The organism is Variovorax sp. 20P10.2.4 (assembly GCF_058244205.1).
The window spans coordinates 1-14153 of record NZ_JBZAYE010000145.1 but is presented as its reverse complement, the minus strand read 5'-3'; the positions used below and the strand labels follow the sequence as shown (position 1 = coordinate 14153).

General features: G+C 66.5%; 14 protein-coding genes. 10 read left to right on the top strand and 4 right to left on the bottom strand.

The genetic code is table 11. From position 1 onward, the window contains the following. The first annotated feature begins 139 nt into the window (after positions 1–139). Genes AC27VN_RS16055 through AC27VN_RS16030 form a run of 6 tightly spaced genes read left to right on the top strand, consistent with a single transcriptional unit; the run spans position 140 to position 6057 of the window. Positions 140–1303: an ABC transporter substrate-binding protein gene (locus AC27VN_RS16055; RefSeq protein WP_490877161.1), complete on the top strand. Its 1164-nt coding sequence runs from the start codon at positions 140–142 to the stop codon at positions 1301–1303. Between the two features lie 11 nt (positions 1304–1314). After that, positions 1315–2187 carry a branched-chain amino acid ABC transporter permease gene (locus AC27VN_RS16050; RefSeq protein ID WP_093345272.1) on the top strand — a complete coding sequence of 291 codons (873 nt, stop codon included), beginning with the start codon at positions 1315–1317 and terminating at the stop codon, positions 2185–2187. Further along, positions 2184–3134, top strand: coding sequence for a branched-chain amino acid ABC transporter permease (locus AC27VN_RS16045; protein WP_490877160.1), 951 nt, complete (start codon positions 2184–2186; stop codon positions 3132–3134). Before AC27VN_RS16050 ends, AC27VN_RS16045 begins: the two co-directional genes overlap by 4 nt. Further along, positions 3131–3916, top strand: a complete 786-nt coding sequence (locus AC27VN_RS16040; RefSeq protein ID WP_208510471.1) for an ABC transporter ATP-binding protein — start codon at positions 3131–3133, stop codon at positions 3914–3916. Before AC27VN_RS16045 ends, AC27VN_RS16040 begins: the two co-directional genes overlap by 4 nt. Continuing rightward, the gene (locus AC27VN_RS16035) at positions 3903–4604 is read left to right on the top strand and encodes an ABC transporter ATP-binding protein (RefSeq protein ID WP_093345264.1); all 702 of its coding nucleotides are present in this window, start codon (positions 3903–3905) and stop codon (positions 4602–4604) included. Before AC27VN_RS16040 ends, AC27VN_RS16035 begins: the two co-directional genes overlap by 14 nt. 22 nt (positions 4605–4626) lie before the next feature. Continuing rightward, positions 4627–6057 (top strand): aldehyde dehydrogenase family protein, encoded by a 1431-nt coding sequence (locus AC27VN_RS16030; protein WP_490877159.1) that lies wholly within the window; start codon positions 4627–4629, stop codon positions 6055–6057. Between the two features lie 125 nt (positions 6058–6182). Here the strand turns inward: AC27VN_RS16030 and AC27VN_RS16025 are convergent, their stop codons facing one another. Beyond that, the gene (locus AC27VN_RS16025) at positions 6183–6812 is read right to left on the bottom strand and encodes a TetR/AcrR family transcriptional regulator (RefSeq protein WP_296783919.1); all 630 of its coding nucleotides are present in this window, start codon (positions 6810–6812) and stop codon (positions 6183–6185) included. An 84-nt stretch (positions 6813–6896) separates the two neighbouring features. On the opposite strand from AC27VN_RS16025, the gene AC27VN_RS16020 reads away from it, so the two are divergent. Next, positions 6897–7868 carry an SDR family oxidoreductase gene (locus AC27VN_RS16020; protein ID WP_490877158.1) on the top strand — a complete coding sequence of 324 codons (972 nt, stop codon included), beginning with the start codon at positions 6897–6899 and terminating at the stop codon, positions 7866–7868. After that, positions 7865–8962 carry an alpha/beta hydrolase family protein gene (locus AC27VN_RS16015; RefSeq protein WP_490877157.1) on the top strand — a complete coding sequence of 366 codons (1098 nt, stop codon included), beginning with the start codon at positions 7865–7867 and terminating at the stop codon, positions 8960–8962. The genes AC27VN_RS16020 and AC27VN_RS16015 overlap by 4 nt, the downstream gene beginning before the upstream one ends. Before the next feature lie 21 nt (positions 8963–8983). Here AC27VN_RS16015 and AC27VN_RS16010 read toward each other — a convergent pair whose 3' ends face one another. Next, a complete protein-coding gene (locus AC27VN_RS16010) occupies positions 8984–9892 on the bottom strand; it encodes a LysR family transcriptional regulator (RefSeq protein WP_490877156.1) in 909 nt (302 codons plus the stop codon). A gap of 159 nt (positions 9893–10051) precedes the next feature. On the opposite strand from AC27VN_RS16010, the gene AC27VN_RS16005 reads away from it, so the two are divergent. Together AC27VN_RS16005 and AC27VN_RS16000 are read left to right on the top strand one after the other, a co-directional pair. After that, complete coding sequence (locus tag AC27VN_RS16005; protein WP_490877155.1) at positions 10052–10798, top strand: SDR family NAD(P)-dependent oxidoreductase; 747 nt, start codon at positions 10052–10054, stop codon at positions 10796–10798. A 127-nt stretch (positions 10799–10925) separates the two neighbouring features. Then, complete coding sequence (locus AC27VN_RS16000) at positions 10926–11675, top strand: SDR family NAD(P)-dependent oxidoreductase (protein ID WP_490877154.1); 750 nt, start codon at positions 10926–10928, stop codon at positions 11673–11675. A 184-nt stretch (positions 11676–11859) separates the two neighbouring features. Here the strand turns inward: AC27VN_RS16000 and AC27VN_RS15995 are convergent, their stop codons facing one another. Together AC27VN_RS15995 and AC27VN_RS15990 are read right to left on the bottom strand one after the other, a co-directional pair. Next, positions 11860–13155 carry an EAL domain-containing protein gene (locus AC27VN_RS15995; protein ID WP_490877153.1) on the bottom strand — a complete coding sequence of 432 codons (1296 nt, stop codon included), beginning with the start codon at positions 13153–13155 and terminating at the stop codon, positions 11860–11862. A 144-nt stretch (positions 13156–13299) separates the two neighbouring features. Continuing rightward, a complete protein-coding gene (locus AC27VN_RS15990) occupies positions 13300–14046 on the bottom strand; it encodes a Crp/Fnr family transcriptional regulator (RefSeq protein WP_093345249.1) in 747 nt (248 codons plus the stop codon). Positions 14047–14153 lie beyond the last annotated feature (107 nt).

The window sequence follows — 14153 nt, the reverse complement described above, 5'->3', positions numbered from 1 at the left end:
AAGGCTTCGCGACCGGACTGGCGCTCGGACTGTTCGCCCAAAGCCGCGCCGGCCAGCTGGCAGCGCCTGCCTCGGCACCGGGCCTCACGCGCCTGCTCATCGAATTCACCACCCCCGCCAACGACAAGGAGACAGTTCCATGAAAAGAATTTCCGCGCGCCTTCGCCACCTGGCGCTTGCCATCGCCCTGCCCCTGGGCCTCTCGGCCTCGGTGCAGGCGGCCGAACCCATCCGCATCGGCTCCGTGCTGTCGGTGACGGGCGCGGCTTCCTATATCGGCGACCCCGAAGCGAAGACGCTCAAGCTCTATGCCGACCGGATCAACGCCGCCGGCGGCGTGCTCGGACGGCCGATCGAACTGGTCACCTACGACGACGCGGGCGATGCCAACAAGGCCCGCACCTTCGCCCAGCGCCTGGTCGAGCGCGACAACGTGGTGGCGATGGTCGGCGGCTCCACCACCGGCACGACGATGGCGATGATCCCGGTGTTCGAAGCGGCCAAGCTCCCCTTCATGTCGCTCGCCGGCAGCGTGAACATCATCGAGCCGGTGCGCCAGCAGGTCTTCAAGAGCCCGCACACCGACCGCATGGGTTGCGAGCGCGTGTTCTCGGACATGAAGAAGCGCAACTTCACGTCGATCGCGCTGATCGCCGGCACCGACGGATTCGGCACCTCGATGCGCGAGCAGTGCCTCAAGGTGGTCGACAAGTACGGCATCAAGATCCTGATCGACCAGACCTACGGCGCGCAGGACACCGACATGACGCCGCAGTTGGCGAAGATCAAGGCCACCCCGGGCGTGCAGGCCATCCTCAACACCGGCGCCTCGGGCCAGGGCCCGGCGGTGCTGACGCGCAACTACGGCCAGCTCGACATGAAGAGCATTCCGCTCTACCAGAACCCCGGCGTGGCGTCGAAGAGCTACATCGAGCTCTCCGGTGCCGCCGCCGAAGGCGTGCGGCTGCCGGCCGCGGCCCTGCTGGTGGCATCGAAGCTGCCGGCCAGCGATCCGCAGAAGCCGGTGGTGACGGGCTACATGGCGGCCTACGAAAAGGCCACGGGCCAGCCGGTCTCCACCTTCGGCGGTGGTGCCTACGACGGCCTGATGATGGTGGTCGAGGCGATCAAGCGCGCCAACAGCGCCGATCCCAGGAAGATCCGCGACGCACTCGAGCAGACCCGCGGCTTCGTCGGCACGTCGGGCGTGGTGAACATGACGCCGCAGGACCATCTAGGCCTCACGGTCGAGGCCTTCCGGATGCTCGAGGTCAAGAACGGCGACTGGCTGCTGATCGACTGACGAAGCACTCCATGTCGCAGTTTCTCCAGTTCGTCTTCTCCGGACTCACGGTCGGCGCCGTCTACGCGGTGGTGGCGATCGGCTTCACGCTGATCTACGCCGCCTCGGACGTGGTCAATTTCGCGCAGGGCGAGTTCGTCATGCTGGGTGGCATGACCACGGTGTTCCTGATCGCCATGGGGCTGCCGGTATGGCTGGCGGCCGCCTCGGCGGTGGCCGTCGCGGTCATCGTCGGCATCCTGCTGCAGAAGCTCGCCATCGAGCGCGCCCGCGATGCCTCGCCCGTGACGCTCATCATCATCACGCTGGGCGCCTCGATCTTCATCCGCGGCGTGGCCGGGCTCCTGTTCGACAAGCAGTTCCACAACCTGGCGCCCTTCTCGGGCAACACGCCGATCGCGGTCGGCGGCGCGAGCGTGCTGCCGCAGAGCCTCTGGGTGCTGGGCAGCGCGATCGTGATGTTTCTCGCGCTCTGGCTCTTCCTCGACAAGACCCTCACCGGCAAGGCCCTGCGCGCGAGCGCGGCCAACCGGCTGGCGGCGCGCCTGGTGGGCATCAACATCTCCTTCGTGCTGGTGCTCGCCTTCGGCCTGTCGGCCGCGCTCGGTGCCATCGCCGGCATCCTGGTCACGCCCGTGACGCTGACGCGCTACGACATCGGTGCGCTACTGGCGCTCAAGGGCTTCTCGGCCGCGATCTTCGGCGGCCTCGGCAATCCGGTGGGTGCGGTGCTCGGCGGGTTGCTGCTGGGCCTGCTCGAAGCCGGCGCGGCCGGTTACGTGACCTCCGTCTACAAGGACGGCGTCGCCTTCGTCGCGCTGATCCTGATGCTGCTGGTGATGCCCAACGGCCTGCTCGGCAGCAAACTGGTGGACCGCGTATGAAAGCACTTCGAGCTTCCAACGCAGGCTGGCGTGCCCTGGTGCTGCTGGTGCTGATCGTGGCGCTGCTGCCCGTCGTGGCGGGCTCCAGCTACGTGATGCGCATCGCGGCACTGGTGTGGATCATGGGACTCGCCGCCGTCGGCCTGCACATCCTCATGGGCATGGCCGGGCAGATCAGCCTGGGCCATGCGGGCTTCTTCGGCATCGGCGCCTATGCCAGCGCCGTGCTGCCGGCGCGCTACGGCGTGCCGGTGGTGGTGGCGGCGGCCGGCGGCATCGTCCTGGCGGGACTGATCGCCTACCTGGTCGGCAAGCCGATCCTGCGGCTCAAGGGCCACTACCTCGCCATCGCGACGCTGGGCTTCTCGCTGCTGATCGGGCTGGTGATCACCAGCGAGGTCGCACTCACCGGCGGCCCCGACGGCATGGACGTGAAGCGCCTCGGCATCGCCGGCTTCGCGCTCGAATCGCCGAGCACCTGGTACTGGATCAGCGCCGCGCTGATGATCGCCGGCGTTGCCGTCGCGATGGTGCTGCGCGACAGTCCGACCGGCCGCGCCCTGCGCGCGATCCTCGACAGCGAGGTGGCGGCCGCCAGCATGGGCGTGGACGTCGCGCGGCGCAAGCTCCAGGCCTTCGTGATCGCATCGGTCTATGCGGCGGTGGCCGGCAGCACGCTCGCGCTCATGAACGGCTTCATCACGCCGGACCTCGCGGGCTTCATGACCTCGGTGGAGTTCGTCGCGATGGTGGTGATCGGCGGCGCCGCGACGCCTTTCGGCGCGCTGGTCGGCGCGGCACTGCTGACCCTGCTGCCGCAATTGCTCGCATCCTTCCATGACTACCAGGACATCGCGGTCGGGCTGATCATCATGCTGTCGATGATCTTCCTGCGCCAGGGCATCGTGCCCACGCTGGGCCAACTGCTGCGGAGGGCCAGCAAATGAGCGCGGCACTCGAAGTCAGGGACCTGGGCATCGCCTTCGGCGGCGTGGTCGCGGTGGACGGCGTCTCCTTCGACGCGCCGACGGGCGAGATCCTGTCGATCATCGGACCGAACGGCGCGGGCAAGACCACGCTCTTCAACATGGTGTCCGGCCTCTATACGCCGCGCTCGGGCAGCGTACGCATGGGCGGCGAGGACGTGAGCGGCCTGCCGCCGTTCAGGCTGGCCCGCAAGGGCATGTCGCGCACCTTCCAGAACCTGCAGGTGTTTGCGCAACAGACCGCGCTCGACAACGTCATGGTCGGTCGCGCTCGCTGGGAAAGCACCACGCTGCTCGAGGATCTGCTGCGCCTTCCCTCGGTGGGCCGGCAGAACCGGCAAAGCCGCGAGCGCGCCATGGCGGCGCTGGAGCGCACGGGCCTCGCGGCCCATGCGAACGCGGTGGCCGGCAGCCTCTCCTATGGCGTGCTCAAGCGCCTCGAGATCGCGCGCGCACTGGCCAGCGAGCCCAAGGTGCTGCTGCTCGACGAGCCGGCGGCCGGTTGCAACGCCGTCGAGACCGAGGAGATCGAGCACATGCTGCGCGGTATCGCGGGCGAGGTGTCGGTGGTGCTGATCGAGCACGACATGAAGATGGTGATGCGGCTCTCCCACCAGGTGCTGGTGCTGAACCAGGGCCGCATCCTGGCCCAGGGCACGCCGCAAGAGGTGCGCGAGAACCCGGATGTGATCGCGGCCTATCTCGGTAGTCACGCAAAGGAGCTGGCCCATGCTGAGGGTTGAAGGCCTGTGTACCGCCTACGGGCGGGTGTCGGTGCTCAAGGACGTGACGCTCGAGGTGCACGCCGGCGAGATCGTGGCGCTGCTCGGCGCCAATGGCGCGGGAAAGACCACCTTGATGCACACCATCTCGGGCCTGCACTCGCAGCTCGGTGGCAGCGTCTGGCTCGAAGGCGCGAAGCTCGACGCGATGAGCCCGCACCGCCGCGTCGGCATGGGGCTGGGCCATGCGCCCGAAGGCCGGCAGGTGTTCAAGCCCCTCTCGGTGGCCGACAACCTGCGCCTGGGTGCCTACCGGCGCAAGGACGCCGAGATCGCGGCAGACACCGACATGGTCTATGCCATGTTTCCGGTGCTCGGCGAGATGCGCCGCCGCGTGGCCTCCGATCTCTCGGGGGGCCAGCAGCAGATGCTGGCCATCGGCCGCGCGCTCATGAGCCGGCCCAAGCTGCTGCTGCTGGACGAACCTTCGCTCGGCCTCGCACCCCTGCTGATCGACCAGATCTTCGAGGTGCTGGTGCGACTGCGCGCACAGGGCGTGACCATCCTCGTGGTCGAGCAGAACGCCGCCGCCGCACTGACCGTGGCCGACCGCGGCTACGTGCTCGAGACCGGCCGCATCGTGCACAGCGGCACCGGCCGCGCGCTGCTCGCGGACCCGGCGGTTCGCAACGCCTACCTGGGCGTCTGAAAAACATTCACCGGAGAAGTCATTGAAATCCTTCACGAACACCGTCGACGGCCGCGCCGTCCCCTCCGCCCGAACCTTCGAATCGAAGAACCCCGCCAATGGCGAGGCGATCGGGCTGGTGCCGCATTCCGAGCCGGCGCAGATCGCGCAGGCGATCGCTTCCGCGAAGGCGGCCCAGCCGGCGTGGGCCGCGCTGCCCGATGCCAGGCGACGCGAGCACCTCGAGCACGTGGCCGACGCCCTGAAGCGCAATGCGACCTACCTCGCCGAATGGGTCACGCGCGAACAGGGCAAGCCGCTCGGCGGCCTGGGGCCGGACCAGGTGCCCGGCGCGCTGTTCGAGCTGGCCGGTTGCGAGGCCTGGACCCGGGTGCCCGCCAGCCTCGAGCTGCCGGTGGAGACCGTGTTCGAAGACGATGGCCGGCGCTACGAAGTGCACCGCAAGCCCTACGGCGTGATCGCCGCCATCGCGCCGTGGAACTGGCCGTTGCTGATTGCCATCTGGCAGATCGTGCCGGCGCTGCGGGCCGGCAACACGGTGGTCATCAAGCCTTCCGAGTACACGAGCATCGGCACGCTCGAGATGGTGCGGATCATGGCCGAGCACCTGCCGCCGGGCGTGCTCAACAGCGTCAGCGGTCCGGGAGAAGTCGGTGCCGCACTGGTCGACAACCCGCAGATCGACAAGATCATGTTCACGGGCTCGGGTTCGACCGGCGCCAAGATCACGGCGATCGCGGCGCGTCATCTGACGCCGACCACCATGGAACTCGGCGGCAACGACGCGGCCATCGTGCTGGCCGACGCGGACCCGGCCGCCATCGCCATGGGCCTGTTCTGGGGCGCCTTCATCAACATGGGACAGACTTGCGCGGCCATCAAGCGCCTGTACGTGCCGGAGTCATTGCACGACGCGGTGGTGGACGAACTCAGGAAGATCGCAACCACGGTGCCGATGGGCGACGGCTTCGGTGCCGGCGTGGTCATGGGGCCGGTGCAGAACCGGATGCAGTTCGACAAGGTGAGCCGCCTGGTGGAGGCATCGCGCCGCGACGGCGGCGAGATCGTCTGCGGCGGTCAGGCGCGCGAAGGCGCCGGCAACTTCTATCCGCTCACGCTCGTGACCGGTCTGGCCGATGGTGCCGCGCTGGTGGACGAAGAGCAGTTCGGCCCCGTGCTTCCCATCATCAAGTACCGCGAGCTCGAGGATGCGATCGCAAGCGCGAACCGGCTCGACGTCGGACTCGGCGCCTCCGTGTGGTCTTCCGACGTGGCGCAGGCGCGCACGGTTGCCGTGCGGCTGCAGGCCGGCACCGTGTGGATCAACCAGCACGGCGCGATCCATCCGATGGTGCCCTTCGGCGGCGTCAAGGGCTCGGGTTGGGGCGTGGAATTCGGTGCCGAGGGCCTCAAGGCGGTCACGCAGCTACAGGTGATCAGCATTCCGAAGTAACGGGGCGCGCACTCCGTCCTTGGCATCGCGCGGCATGCTCGGCGCTAAGAGCAACGCGAGCCTTCAACCAATCAGGCGGGCTCGAGCCTGAAGAAGCCATTGGCGGCCTGCCTCGAGGTGCGCCGTCAAAGCTCCGTTCGCAGGCTGTCGAAGGCCTCCCGCAAAAACCTGGCCACCGGCTTTCGCGGGCCGGTCTGGTCTCTCCAGGCTTGAAGCGCCAATCTCATCGCACCGGTGGACACCATGGCCACCATCCGAAGCGACGTACGGCGCTCGGGCTGCCGCCAGACTTCGCACAGCGTGCTGAAGAGCGCCTGCTCCTGCTCCACGTAGTGCGTCTGCTTGCGCGCAAGAAGCGCTTCGCTCGATCGCATGAGATTGTCGAGCGCCGTCATCTGCTCGGTCGTGTAGAGCGAGATGTGCTTCACCATGACATCGCGGACCGCATCGAGCGGCGGCACATCGGGCGATGTCTTCAGCAGATCGGCATACAGACTGGCCGATCCGGTCTGCTGCCAGAACACGATGATCTCGTCCTTCGACTTGAAGTACGAAAAGAAAGTCCGGCGCGAAATACCGGCTTCCGCCGCAATGGCATCCAGCGTGGTGCTTTCGTAACCGTTGGCGAGGAACAGGCGCTGGCCGACCTCGGCGATGCGCTGACGTGTCTCGCGGCGCTTGCGTTCCCGCAGGCCTTCTGTGGGCACCGTGCCCGCAGGCGAGGGATTTCCTGGCATTTCGATGGCCTCTTGCATAGCTGCACGAAGTGCATTAAATTATGCACTCAGTGCTGTTTTATATGCACTGATTCTACCGTCCCCCTCTTCCCCAGCTAAGACATGGCCCACTGGACAGCTTCCGACATTCCTTCCCAGCGCGGCCGCACCGCGGTCGTCACCGGTACCGGCGGTCTTGGGTTCCAGGACGCGCTCGCGTTGGCCCGTGCAGGTGCGAACGTCGTCATTGCAGGTCGCAACCCGTCGAAAGGGGCGGCGGCAGTCGACCTCATTCGCCAAAGCGTTCCGGACGCGAAAGTGGTTTTCGGGGCGCTGGATCTCGCCAGCCTTGATTCCATCGAGGCTTTTGCCGAGCGCCTTCGGAGTTCGCACGACCGGTTGGACCTGCTGATCAACAACGCGGCGGTGATGGCACCGCCCAAACGCCTGGCGACTGCCGACGGATTCGAGATGCAGTTCGGCACCAACTACCTGGGCCACTTTGCCTTGACCGCCAGGCTCCTCCCCTTGCTGCGCCAAGGCAACGAACCGCGCGTGGTCAGCCTGTCGAGTGTTGCCGCCCGAAGCGGCGCGATCAACTTCGATGACCTGCAGGCTCGGCACGGCTACAGGCCGATGCCGGTCTACGGCCAATCGAAACTCGCGTGCCTGATGTTCGCCCTCGAGTTGCAACGCCGCAGCGATGCCGGGGGCTGGGGCATTCAGAGCATCCCTGCCCACCCCGGCGTTTCGCGCACGGATCTGTTGCCCAACGGCGCGGGCGCGTGGAGCGCCGCGGGCATCGCTCGCCGCTATATGTGGTTCCTGTTCCAGCCGGCCGCGCAGGGCGCGTTGCCCACCCTCTTCGCCGCGACCTCGCCGCAGGCGAGGGGCGGCGCCTACTACGGCCCGAACAAGTTCGCCGAAACGCGCGGCTATCCGGTCCTGGCCAGGATCCCGCCTCAGGCACTGGACAAGAACGTCGCTGCGAGGCTGTGGCTGGAGTCGGAGGCGCTCACCGGTGCGGTGTTTCCCACCCGCGATGGTCGAAGGTCCGCGGAACCGCTCGATGTCATCCAGCCCTCGCGCGCATGAAACATCGCAGCACGCCAGACATGCAGATGAATCTGAGCCGGCGGCAAGTCAATGCCATGTTGCTGTGGGCTGCGCTGGCCTCAGGCCCGACGAAAGCGATGGCGCAACCCACCGAGCCGCCCTACCGGGTGATGGATTTCGACTGGGTCGACCAGGCGCGATCCCGCCCGGTGCCGGCGCGCCTGTACTGGCCAACGGTTGCGACGTCCGACGTGCCGGTGCCGTTGGTGGTGTTCTCCCACGGAATCGGCGGTTCGCGGCAGGGCTACAGCTATCTCGGAAAACACTGGTCGACCCGTGGTGTCGCCAGTCTGCATGTCCAGCATGTCGGCAGCGATGCGCAGCTCTGGCGGGGCAACCCGTTCGGCGTGGTGGGCCGCTTGCAGGCTGCGGCTCAGGAAAAGGAGGCCATCGCGCGTGCCGCCGATGTGCGCTTCGCGCTCGACCGAATGCTCTCCGACGAAACTGGCAGTCTTGGCGCTGCAGTGAACCGCCAGCGCCTCGTGGCGGCGGGCCATTCCTACGGTGCGAACACGACGCTCCTCACGATCGGCGCGCAGATCGTGAGGAACGGCCTGACGCTCGACTGCCTCGATTCCCGCTTCTCGGCGGCAGTCGTCATCTCTGCGCCGCCGTTCTATGGCGAACCCGATCTGGCGGCAGTGCTGGGCAAGGTGTCGATTCCCACCATCCATGTGACGGCGACCGAGGACGTGATCGAGATCCCGGGCTACCGCTCAGGCGTGGACGATCGACTGGCCGTCTTCGATGCAATCACCAATCCCCACAAGCTGCTGGCCGTGTTCCAGGGCGGTTCCCACAGCATGTTCACCGATCGTTCGCTGACCGGCGGTCCATCGCTCAACCCCAAGGTCAAGGTCGCCACCGCGGATCTCGCACTGGCATTCTTCGACCTGATCTTCGAGCACGACGGCACGGCGCTCGCACGGTGGCAAACGACTTGGCAGTCCATCTTGGCGCGAGCCCCCAGACTCGACAGCGCTCAAACCGTCAGGATGACGCGCGTCCGCACGAGTCCGAGCCTGGCCTTCCGGGACGTCGCACCGGACTCGACCCAAGGCCGCCCGGCCTAGCCTTTCGAGCGCCGACGGATCTCACGATGCCGCGACGGGCCTGTCCGCTGCCCTCGCCACCAACTCTCCCAGCCTGGAAACAAACAGCCGGAGCGCCGGCGACGCATTGGACTTGCTGTACCCCACCACCAGATCGATGGTCGGCACCTCGCCTGCCAGCGGACGGCTGACGACCGACCAGGGAAGCAGGTTCTCGACATAGTCGGGAATCAGGGCCAGGCCGCGTGTCGAGGCGACCAGCGACATCACCATGGCGGGGTTGTCCACGCCTTGTGTCGGCGTGATCTTCACGCCCGAGCGCAGCAGGTAGTCGTCCACCACCGCCTGCAACACCCGCGCCTTGTTGGCCATGCCGATGAACGGACTGCCGACCAGGTCCTGCGGCGTGACGGCGGCCCGAGCCGTCAGCGCATGATCACTGGGCATCAGGACCACCAAAGGCTCTCGGCCCACGGTTCGATAGCTCAGGTCGAAGCCCGGCTCGGCGCGCAGAAAGGCCAGGTCCAGCTTGCCGCGTGCCACGGCATCCGCCAGATCGGGGGAATAGTCGCTGGAGACCGTCACGTCGATGTTCGGCAACTCGTCTCGAAGCAGATGCATGGCTCGGGGCAACCAGGTCATTTCCTGCCCCGTCAGGAAGCCCAGCGCGAAGCGCTGCTTCGAAGGCAGCGCGGCCCGCCGAGCCGCTTCGACAGCAGCGTCGACCTGGGTCAGCGCCAGCCGCGCATGGTCGATGAACGCCTTGCCGGCCGCCGTCAACTCCACCCCGCGGGCGCTTCGATGCAACAACGCCACGCCGACCTGGTCTTCCAGGTCGCGGATCTGTCGACTCAGCGACGGCTGCGAGGTATGCAGGCGCCGCTCGGCCGCGACGGTCAGGCTGCCCGTCTCCGCGACCGCGATGAAATACCTCAGATGTCGCAGTTCCATGTGCATCCCCATGCTTCACAGGCATGCCCACCAGCCCACAAAGTCTTTTTAAAAGTTGCGCCGAATCCCTAGATTCTCCCCTATGGAGACGCGACCGGCAGCGGAGTTGTCAGTCGAGCCATCCATGCTTCCATCGTCATGTCCACAGGATTTCTCATCATGAACCAACCCGTTGTCCTCATCACCGGCGCCCTGACCGGCATCGGCCGTGCCACCGCCCTGGCATTCGCCCGCACCCACGCCCGCCTGGTCGTCTCCGGACGCCGCGTGCCGCAAGGCAAGGCGCTCGAAGCCGAGCTCCATGCGCTGGGTGCGCAGGCCTTCTTCATCGAAGCCGACGTGCGCAACGACGCCGAGGTCGGCCAATTGGTGGACCAGACCATCGCCCGCTTCGGCCGCCTCAACGTCGCCGTCAACAACGCCGGCACCGAAGGCCAGCCTGGCCCGATCGTCGATCAGACGGCGCAGAGCTACGCCGCGACCTTCGACACCAATGTGCTCGGCACGCTGCTGAGCATGAAGCACGAGCTGCGCGCGATGACCGCGCAGGGCAGCGGAAGCATCGTCAACATCTCCTCGACCTATGGCCATGAAGGTGCTGCCTACGCCTCGATCTACGCGGGCAGCAAGCATGCCGTCGAAGGGATGACGAAGTCGGCCGCGCTCGAAGTTGCGGCCGCCGGCGTGCGCGTGAACGCCGTGGCTCCCGGTCCGACCGACACCGGCATGCTGGACCGTTTCACAGGCACGCCGGAGAACAAGGCGGCCCTGGCCGCGGGGGTGCCCCTGGGCCGTGTGGGCAAGCCGGACGAGATCGCTGCCGTCGTGCTCTTCCTGGCCTCGGAAGGGGCCGCCTTCGTGACGGGCCAGATCGTCACGGTGGACGGCGGCAAGACCGCCGGCTGACTCGCCACGAACCGCACATGCAGGAGTTCCACCATGTCCGACCATCCATCGCTCAGCGAGCGCAGCCAGGCCGTCGCCGACGCGCATCGTTTCCCGCTCGAAGCCGTTGCAATCTGAGGAGCACGCCGTGAACAACACTCTTTCGGGCAAGACCGCCCTGGTCACGGGCGCATCGCGCGGCATCGGCCGAGCCAGTGCTTTGGCGCTGGCTCGCGCCGGGGCCCAGGTACTGGTTCACTACGCCAGCGGCGAGAAGGAAGCGACCGCCGTTGTCGACGAGATCCGTCGTGCAGGGGGCAAGGCGGAGAAGGTCGCAGCCGACTTGCGCTCGCCCACCGGACCGCACGACCTGGCGCAGCGCGTGCGCAACATCATCGGCGGTCGGCTCGATGTGCTGGTGGCGAACGCCGGCATCTCCAAGGCGGCCTCGATCGAGGACACCACCGTGGAGGACTTCGACCATCTCTTCGCGGTGAACGTGCGCGCGCCGTTCTTCCTGGTGCAGCAATTGCTGCCGGCGCTGTGCGAAGGCAGCAGCATCGTGCTGGTTTCCTCGCTGGCTGCGCGCGCGTCGGTCGGCACCCTGTCTGCCTATGCCGCGAGCAAGGGGGCCATCGACACGCTCGTGACGCATTTCGCCACGGCACTCGGCGAGCGCGGCATTCGCGTCAACGCGGTCGCGCCGGGCGTGGTCGAGACCGAGATGTCCAGCTTCACCAAGACGGACGCCGGGCGCGCTGCCACCTTGGGCATGCAGGCACTCAAGCGCCTGGCTCAGCCGGAGGACATCGGCGATGCCGTGGCGTTCCTGGCGTCCGACGAGGCTCGCTGGGTCACCGGCCACACCTTGCACGTCGACGGCGGCTCGAAGCTCTGAAGCTGCGCTGTCCATTCCTTCAACGCTCGCATGCATGTTGCTGGCTGAAAAAAGGCCTGCCCCTTCCGCTGCCCCGATCGATCCGGGTGGGGGCGAACAGCATTCGAGCCAGCAACAGCTCGGCGACCGCAGGCGGATCCGTGACCTGCGCCAGTGCGCGTTCCCAACAATCGGGGTGCGCTGGCTAGCCTCCATCCAATCTTGCGTGACGAACCTGGGCGATCAATGCCTCGAGCGGCGTTGGCCGCGCCAGGTAGTAGCCCTGCACCAGCGAACAACCGAGCAAGCGCAGGTGCTCGAGCTCTTCGAGCGTTTCCACACCCTCGCCCACCACCTCCATGCCCAGTGCGTTCCCGAGGTGAATGATCGAATCCACGAGCAGCATGCGCCTGTCGGACCGGTGGAATTCCGATATCAGCAGTCGATCGATCTTGATCTGCTTGACGTACTTGTCGCCCAGCATCGCCAGCGACGAATAGCCGGTGCCGAAGTCGTCCACCGCGATGGCGATCCCGGCTGCCGCAAGCGCTTCGAGCTGCCCCGAAGACGACAGGCTGTCCAGCGCGCTTTCCTCGGTGATCTCGATCCTCAGATGCCGAGGGGCGATGCCCTCGCGCAGCAATGTCCTCAACACGATGTCGCTCAGAGGAAGATCTCCGATCTCACGGGGCGACACGTTCATGGCCACCGGAACCTTCTCGAACCGGGGGTCCGCATCCGCCAACGCGTGCAAGCCGTGGCAGACCTCCTGCAGGATGTGCTGCAACAGCGTTTCGCCCATCCCCATGACCGCGGCCGCGTGAACCACCTCCTCGGGTGAAGTCCATCCTTGCCTCGGATGGTGCCAGCGCAACAGCGCCTCCAGGCTATGGAGGCTGGAGCCATCGCTCGAGAGGATCGGCTGATACCACAGCCCGATCTCCCGTGCCTCGATGGCACAGGCCAGATCCTTTTCGATGTCCTGGCGGCGCAACAGACGTCGATGCATCGCCTCATCGAAGCGATAGCCCCATGCCCCCACCGAGCGCGCGGACGCGTGAAGCGCCTCGCTCGCGAAGGTCAGGAGCTCATCGATCTGGCGTGAACCGCTGTCGCAGAAGCCGACGTGCAGGCGCGTCAGGTCCGCCTGTCTGCCGAGACTCGATCCCAGCCCGAGGGACCCGAGGCTCGCGCGATGGATATCGCCGGGAAAAGCCTCCGCGCCGCGTGGCTCGTACAGCACGACGAACTTGTTGCCCGCCCACCGGCCCAGCACACACCGGGCCGGATCGAACTTCGATGCCAGCCATCGAGCCACCTCCTGCAGCACCTTGTCTCCCCATGCCAGCCCTTGTGTCTCGTTGATGATCGACAAGCCGAAGACTTCGAAGATCACCAGGCGCTGGCGCGGCCGCTTCTCCGATCCGAGCCAATGCGACGCCGCATCGACGAAGCTCTGACGAGCGAGCAAGCCCGTGAGCGGATCTTGGACACTCTTCATCTTTCCCTCTCTGATTCCCGACGGCATCCATCCTGAAGATCCGATCCGTGACATCCATCCCTGTGTTTTTCTCGTAGTGGTTGCGTGTCCCCTCCGCGCTTCGTGGGCGCGCTCTTTGGTGTGAAGGGGAACGGTGCCATGGCGTCAGGAGCCTCGACGCGAGCGGTGCCTGTCGGAGGGGTTCTGCAGCTTGGTGTCCGATGCGTCCTCGTTGTCGCCTTCGAGTTCCAGGGCGCCGAAATCGGTGGAAGCGAACTCCGGAGGTACGTGCACGCCCTCGTCGTCCCGCCGGACGAGGCCGCGGTTCTCGAGTTCGCGCATCGCCTTGTTCACCCCCTCGCGCGAGAGCCCGGCATACGAAGCGATCACGGCCTGCGTGATCCGCTTGTCGTAGCCGCCGGGGCCGGCCGGTGCCAGGTGGGTCAATTCATGAAGCACCCGGCCGACCAGTTCGACGGGCGGGAGCGAAGAAATTCGCCGCAGCTGGCCATGCACCATGGAGACCCGCTTGACGGCCGACTCCAGCAGGCCCACGGCGACCTGCGGAAAGAGCGTGCAAAGCCGCCGCAGAACATGGATCGGGATGAGATAGACGGAAGAAGGAAGCGCCGCGATCAACGTGGACTGCGCCACATAGCTGTCTTCCTTCAACGAGGGGCTGAAGAAGAAGTCGTCCTTGCTGACGAAATCGGTGGTGACGCCTTCGCTGTCGCCACCGCTGCCGTGTACCACGACACGCAGCAGTCCAGTGGCGACGCAGTAAACATGTTCGGATGTCTCGTCGACGGCGAGTACGACATCGTTGCGGCGATAGTTTCGGAACTCGGTGCTTTGAACAAGCAACGCACGCTCGCTGTCGGGCAGCGTGGCAATAAGTGGGTGCAGATACATGCTGGAACGGACGCGGTCTCCTCCTTCGTGCTCCAGCTCATCCCCCAAAAAAGGGACCTGTATCGCTGGCCGTCAGGGTCCCGGCTTTTCCGTGATTGATGAAATGA

Coding starts and splice junctions, on each gene's coding strand:
- AC27VN_RS16055 (WP_490877161.1), top strand. CDS start 140: ATGAAAAGAATTTCCGCGCGCCTTCGCCACCTGGCGCTTGCCATCGCC.
- AC27VN_RS16050 (WP_093345272.1), top strand. CDS start 1,315: ATGTCGCAGTTTCTCCAGTTCGTCTTCTCCGGACTCACGGTCGGCGCC.
- AC27VN_RS16045 (WP_490877160.1), top strand. CDS start 2,184: ATGAAAGCACTTCGAGCTTCCAACGCAGGCTGGCGTGCCCTGGTGCTG.
- AC27VN_RS16040 (WP_208510471.1), top strand. CDS start 3,131: ATGAGCGCGGCACTCGAAGTCAGGGACCTGGGCATCGCCTTCGGCGGC.
- AC27VN_RS16035 (WP_093345264.1), top strand. CDS start 3,903: ATGCTGAGGGTTGAAGGCCTGTGTACCGCCTACGGGCGGGTGTCGGTG.
- AC27VN_RS16025 (WP_296783919.1), bottom strand. CDS start 6,812: ATGCAAGAGGCCATCGAAATGCCAGGAAATCCCTCGCCTGCGGGCACG.
- AC27VN_RS16020 (WP_490877158.1), top strand. CDS start 6,897: ATGGCCCACTGGACAGCTTCCGACATTCCTTCCCAGCGCGGCCGCACC.
- AC27VN_RS16015 (WP_490877157.1), top strand. CDS start 7,865: ATGAAACATCGCAGCACGCCAGACATGCAGATGAATCTGAGCCGGCGG.
- AC27VN_RS16010 (WP_490877156.1), bottom strand. CDS start 9,892: ATGGAACTGCGACATCTGAGGTATTTCATCGCGGTCGCGGAGACGGGC.
- AC27VN_RS16005 (WP_490877155.1), top strand. CDS start 10,052: ATGAACCAACCCGTTGTCCTCATCACCGGCGCCCTGACCGGCATCGGC.
- AC27VN_RS15995 (WP_490877153.1), bottom strand. CDS start 13,155: ATGAAGAGTGTCCAAGATCCGCTCACGGGCTTGCTCGCTCGTCAGAGC.
- AC27VN_RS15990 (WP_093345249.1), bottom strand. CDS start 14,046: ATGTATCTGCACCCACTTATTGCCACGCTGCCCGACAGCGAGCGTGCG.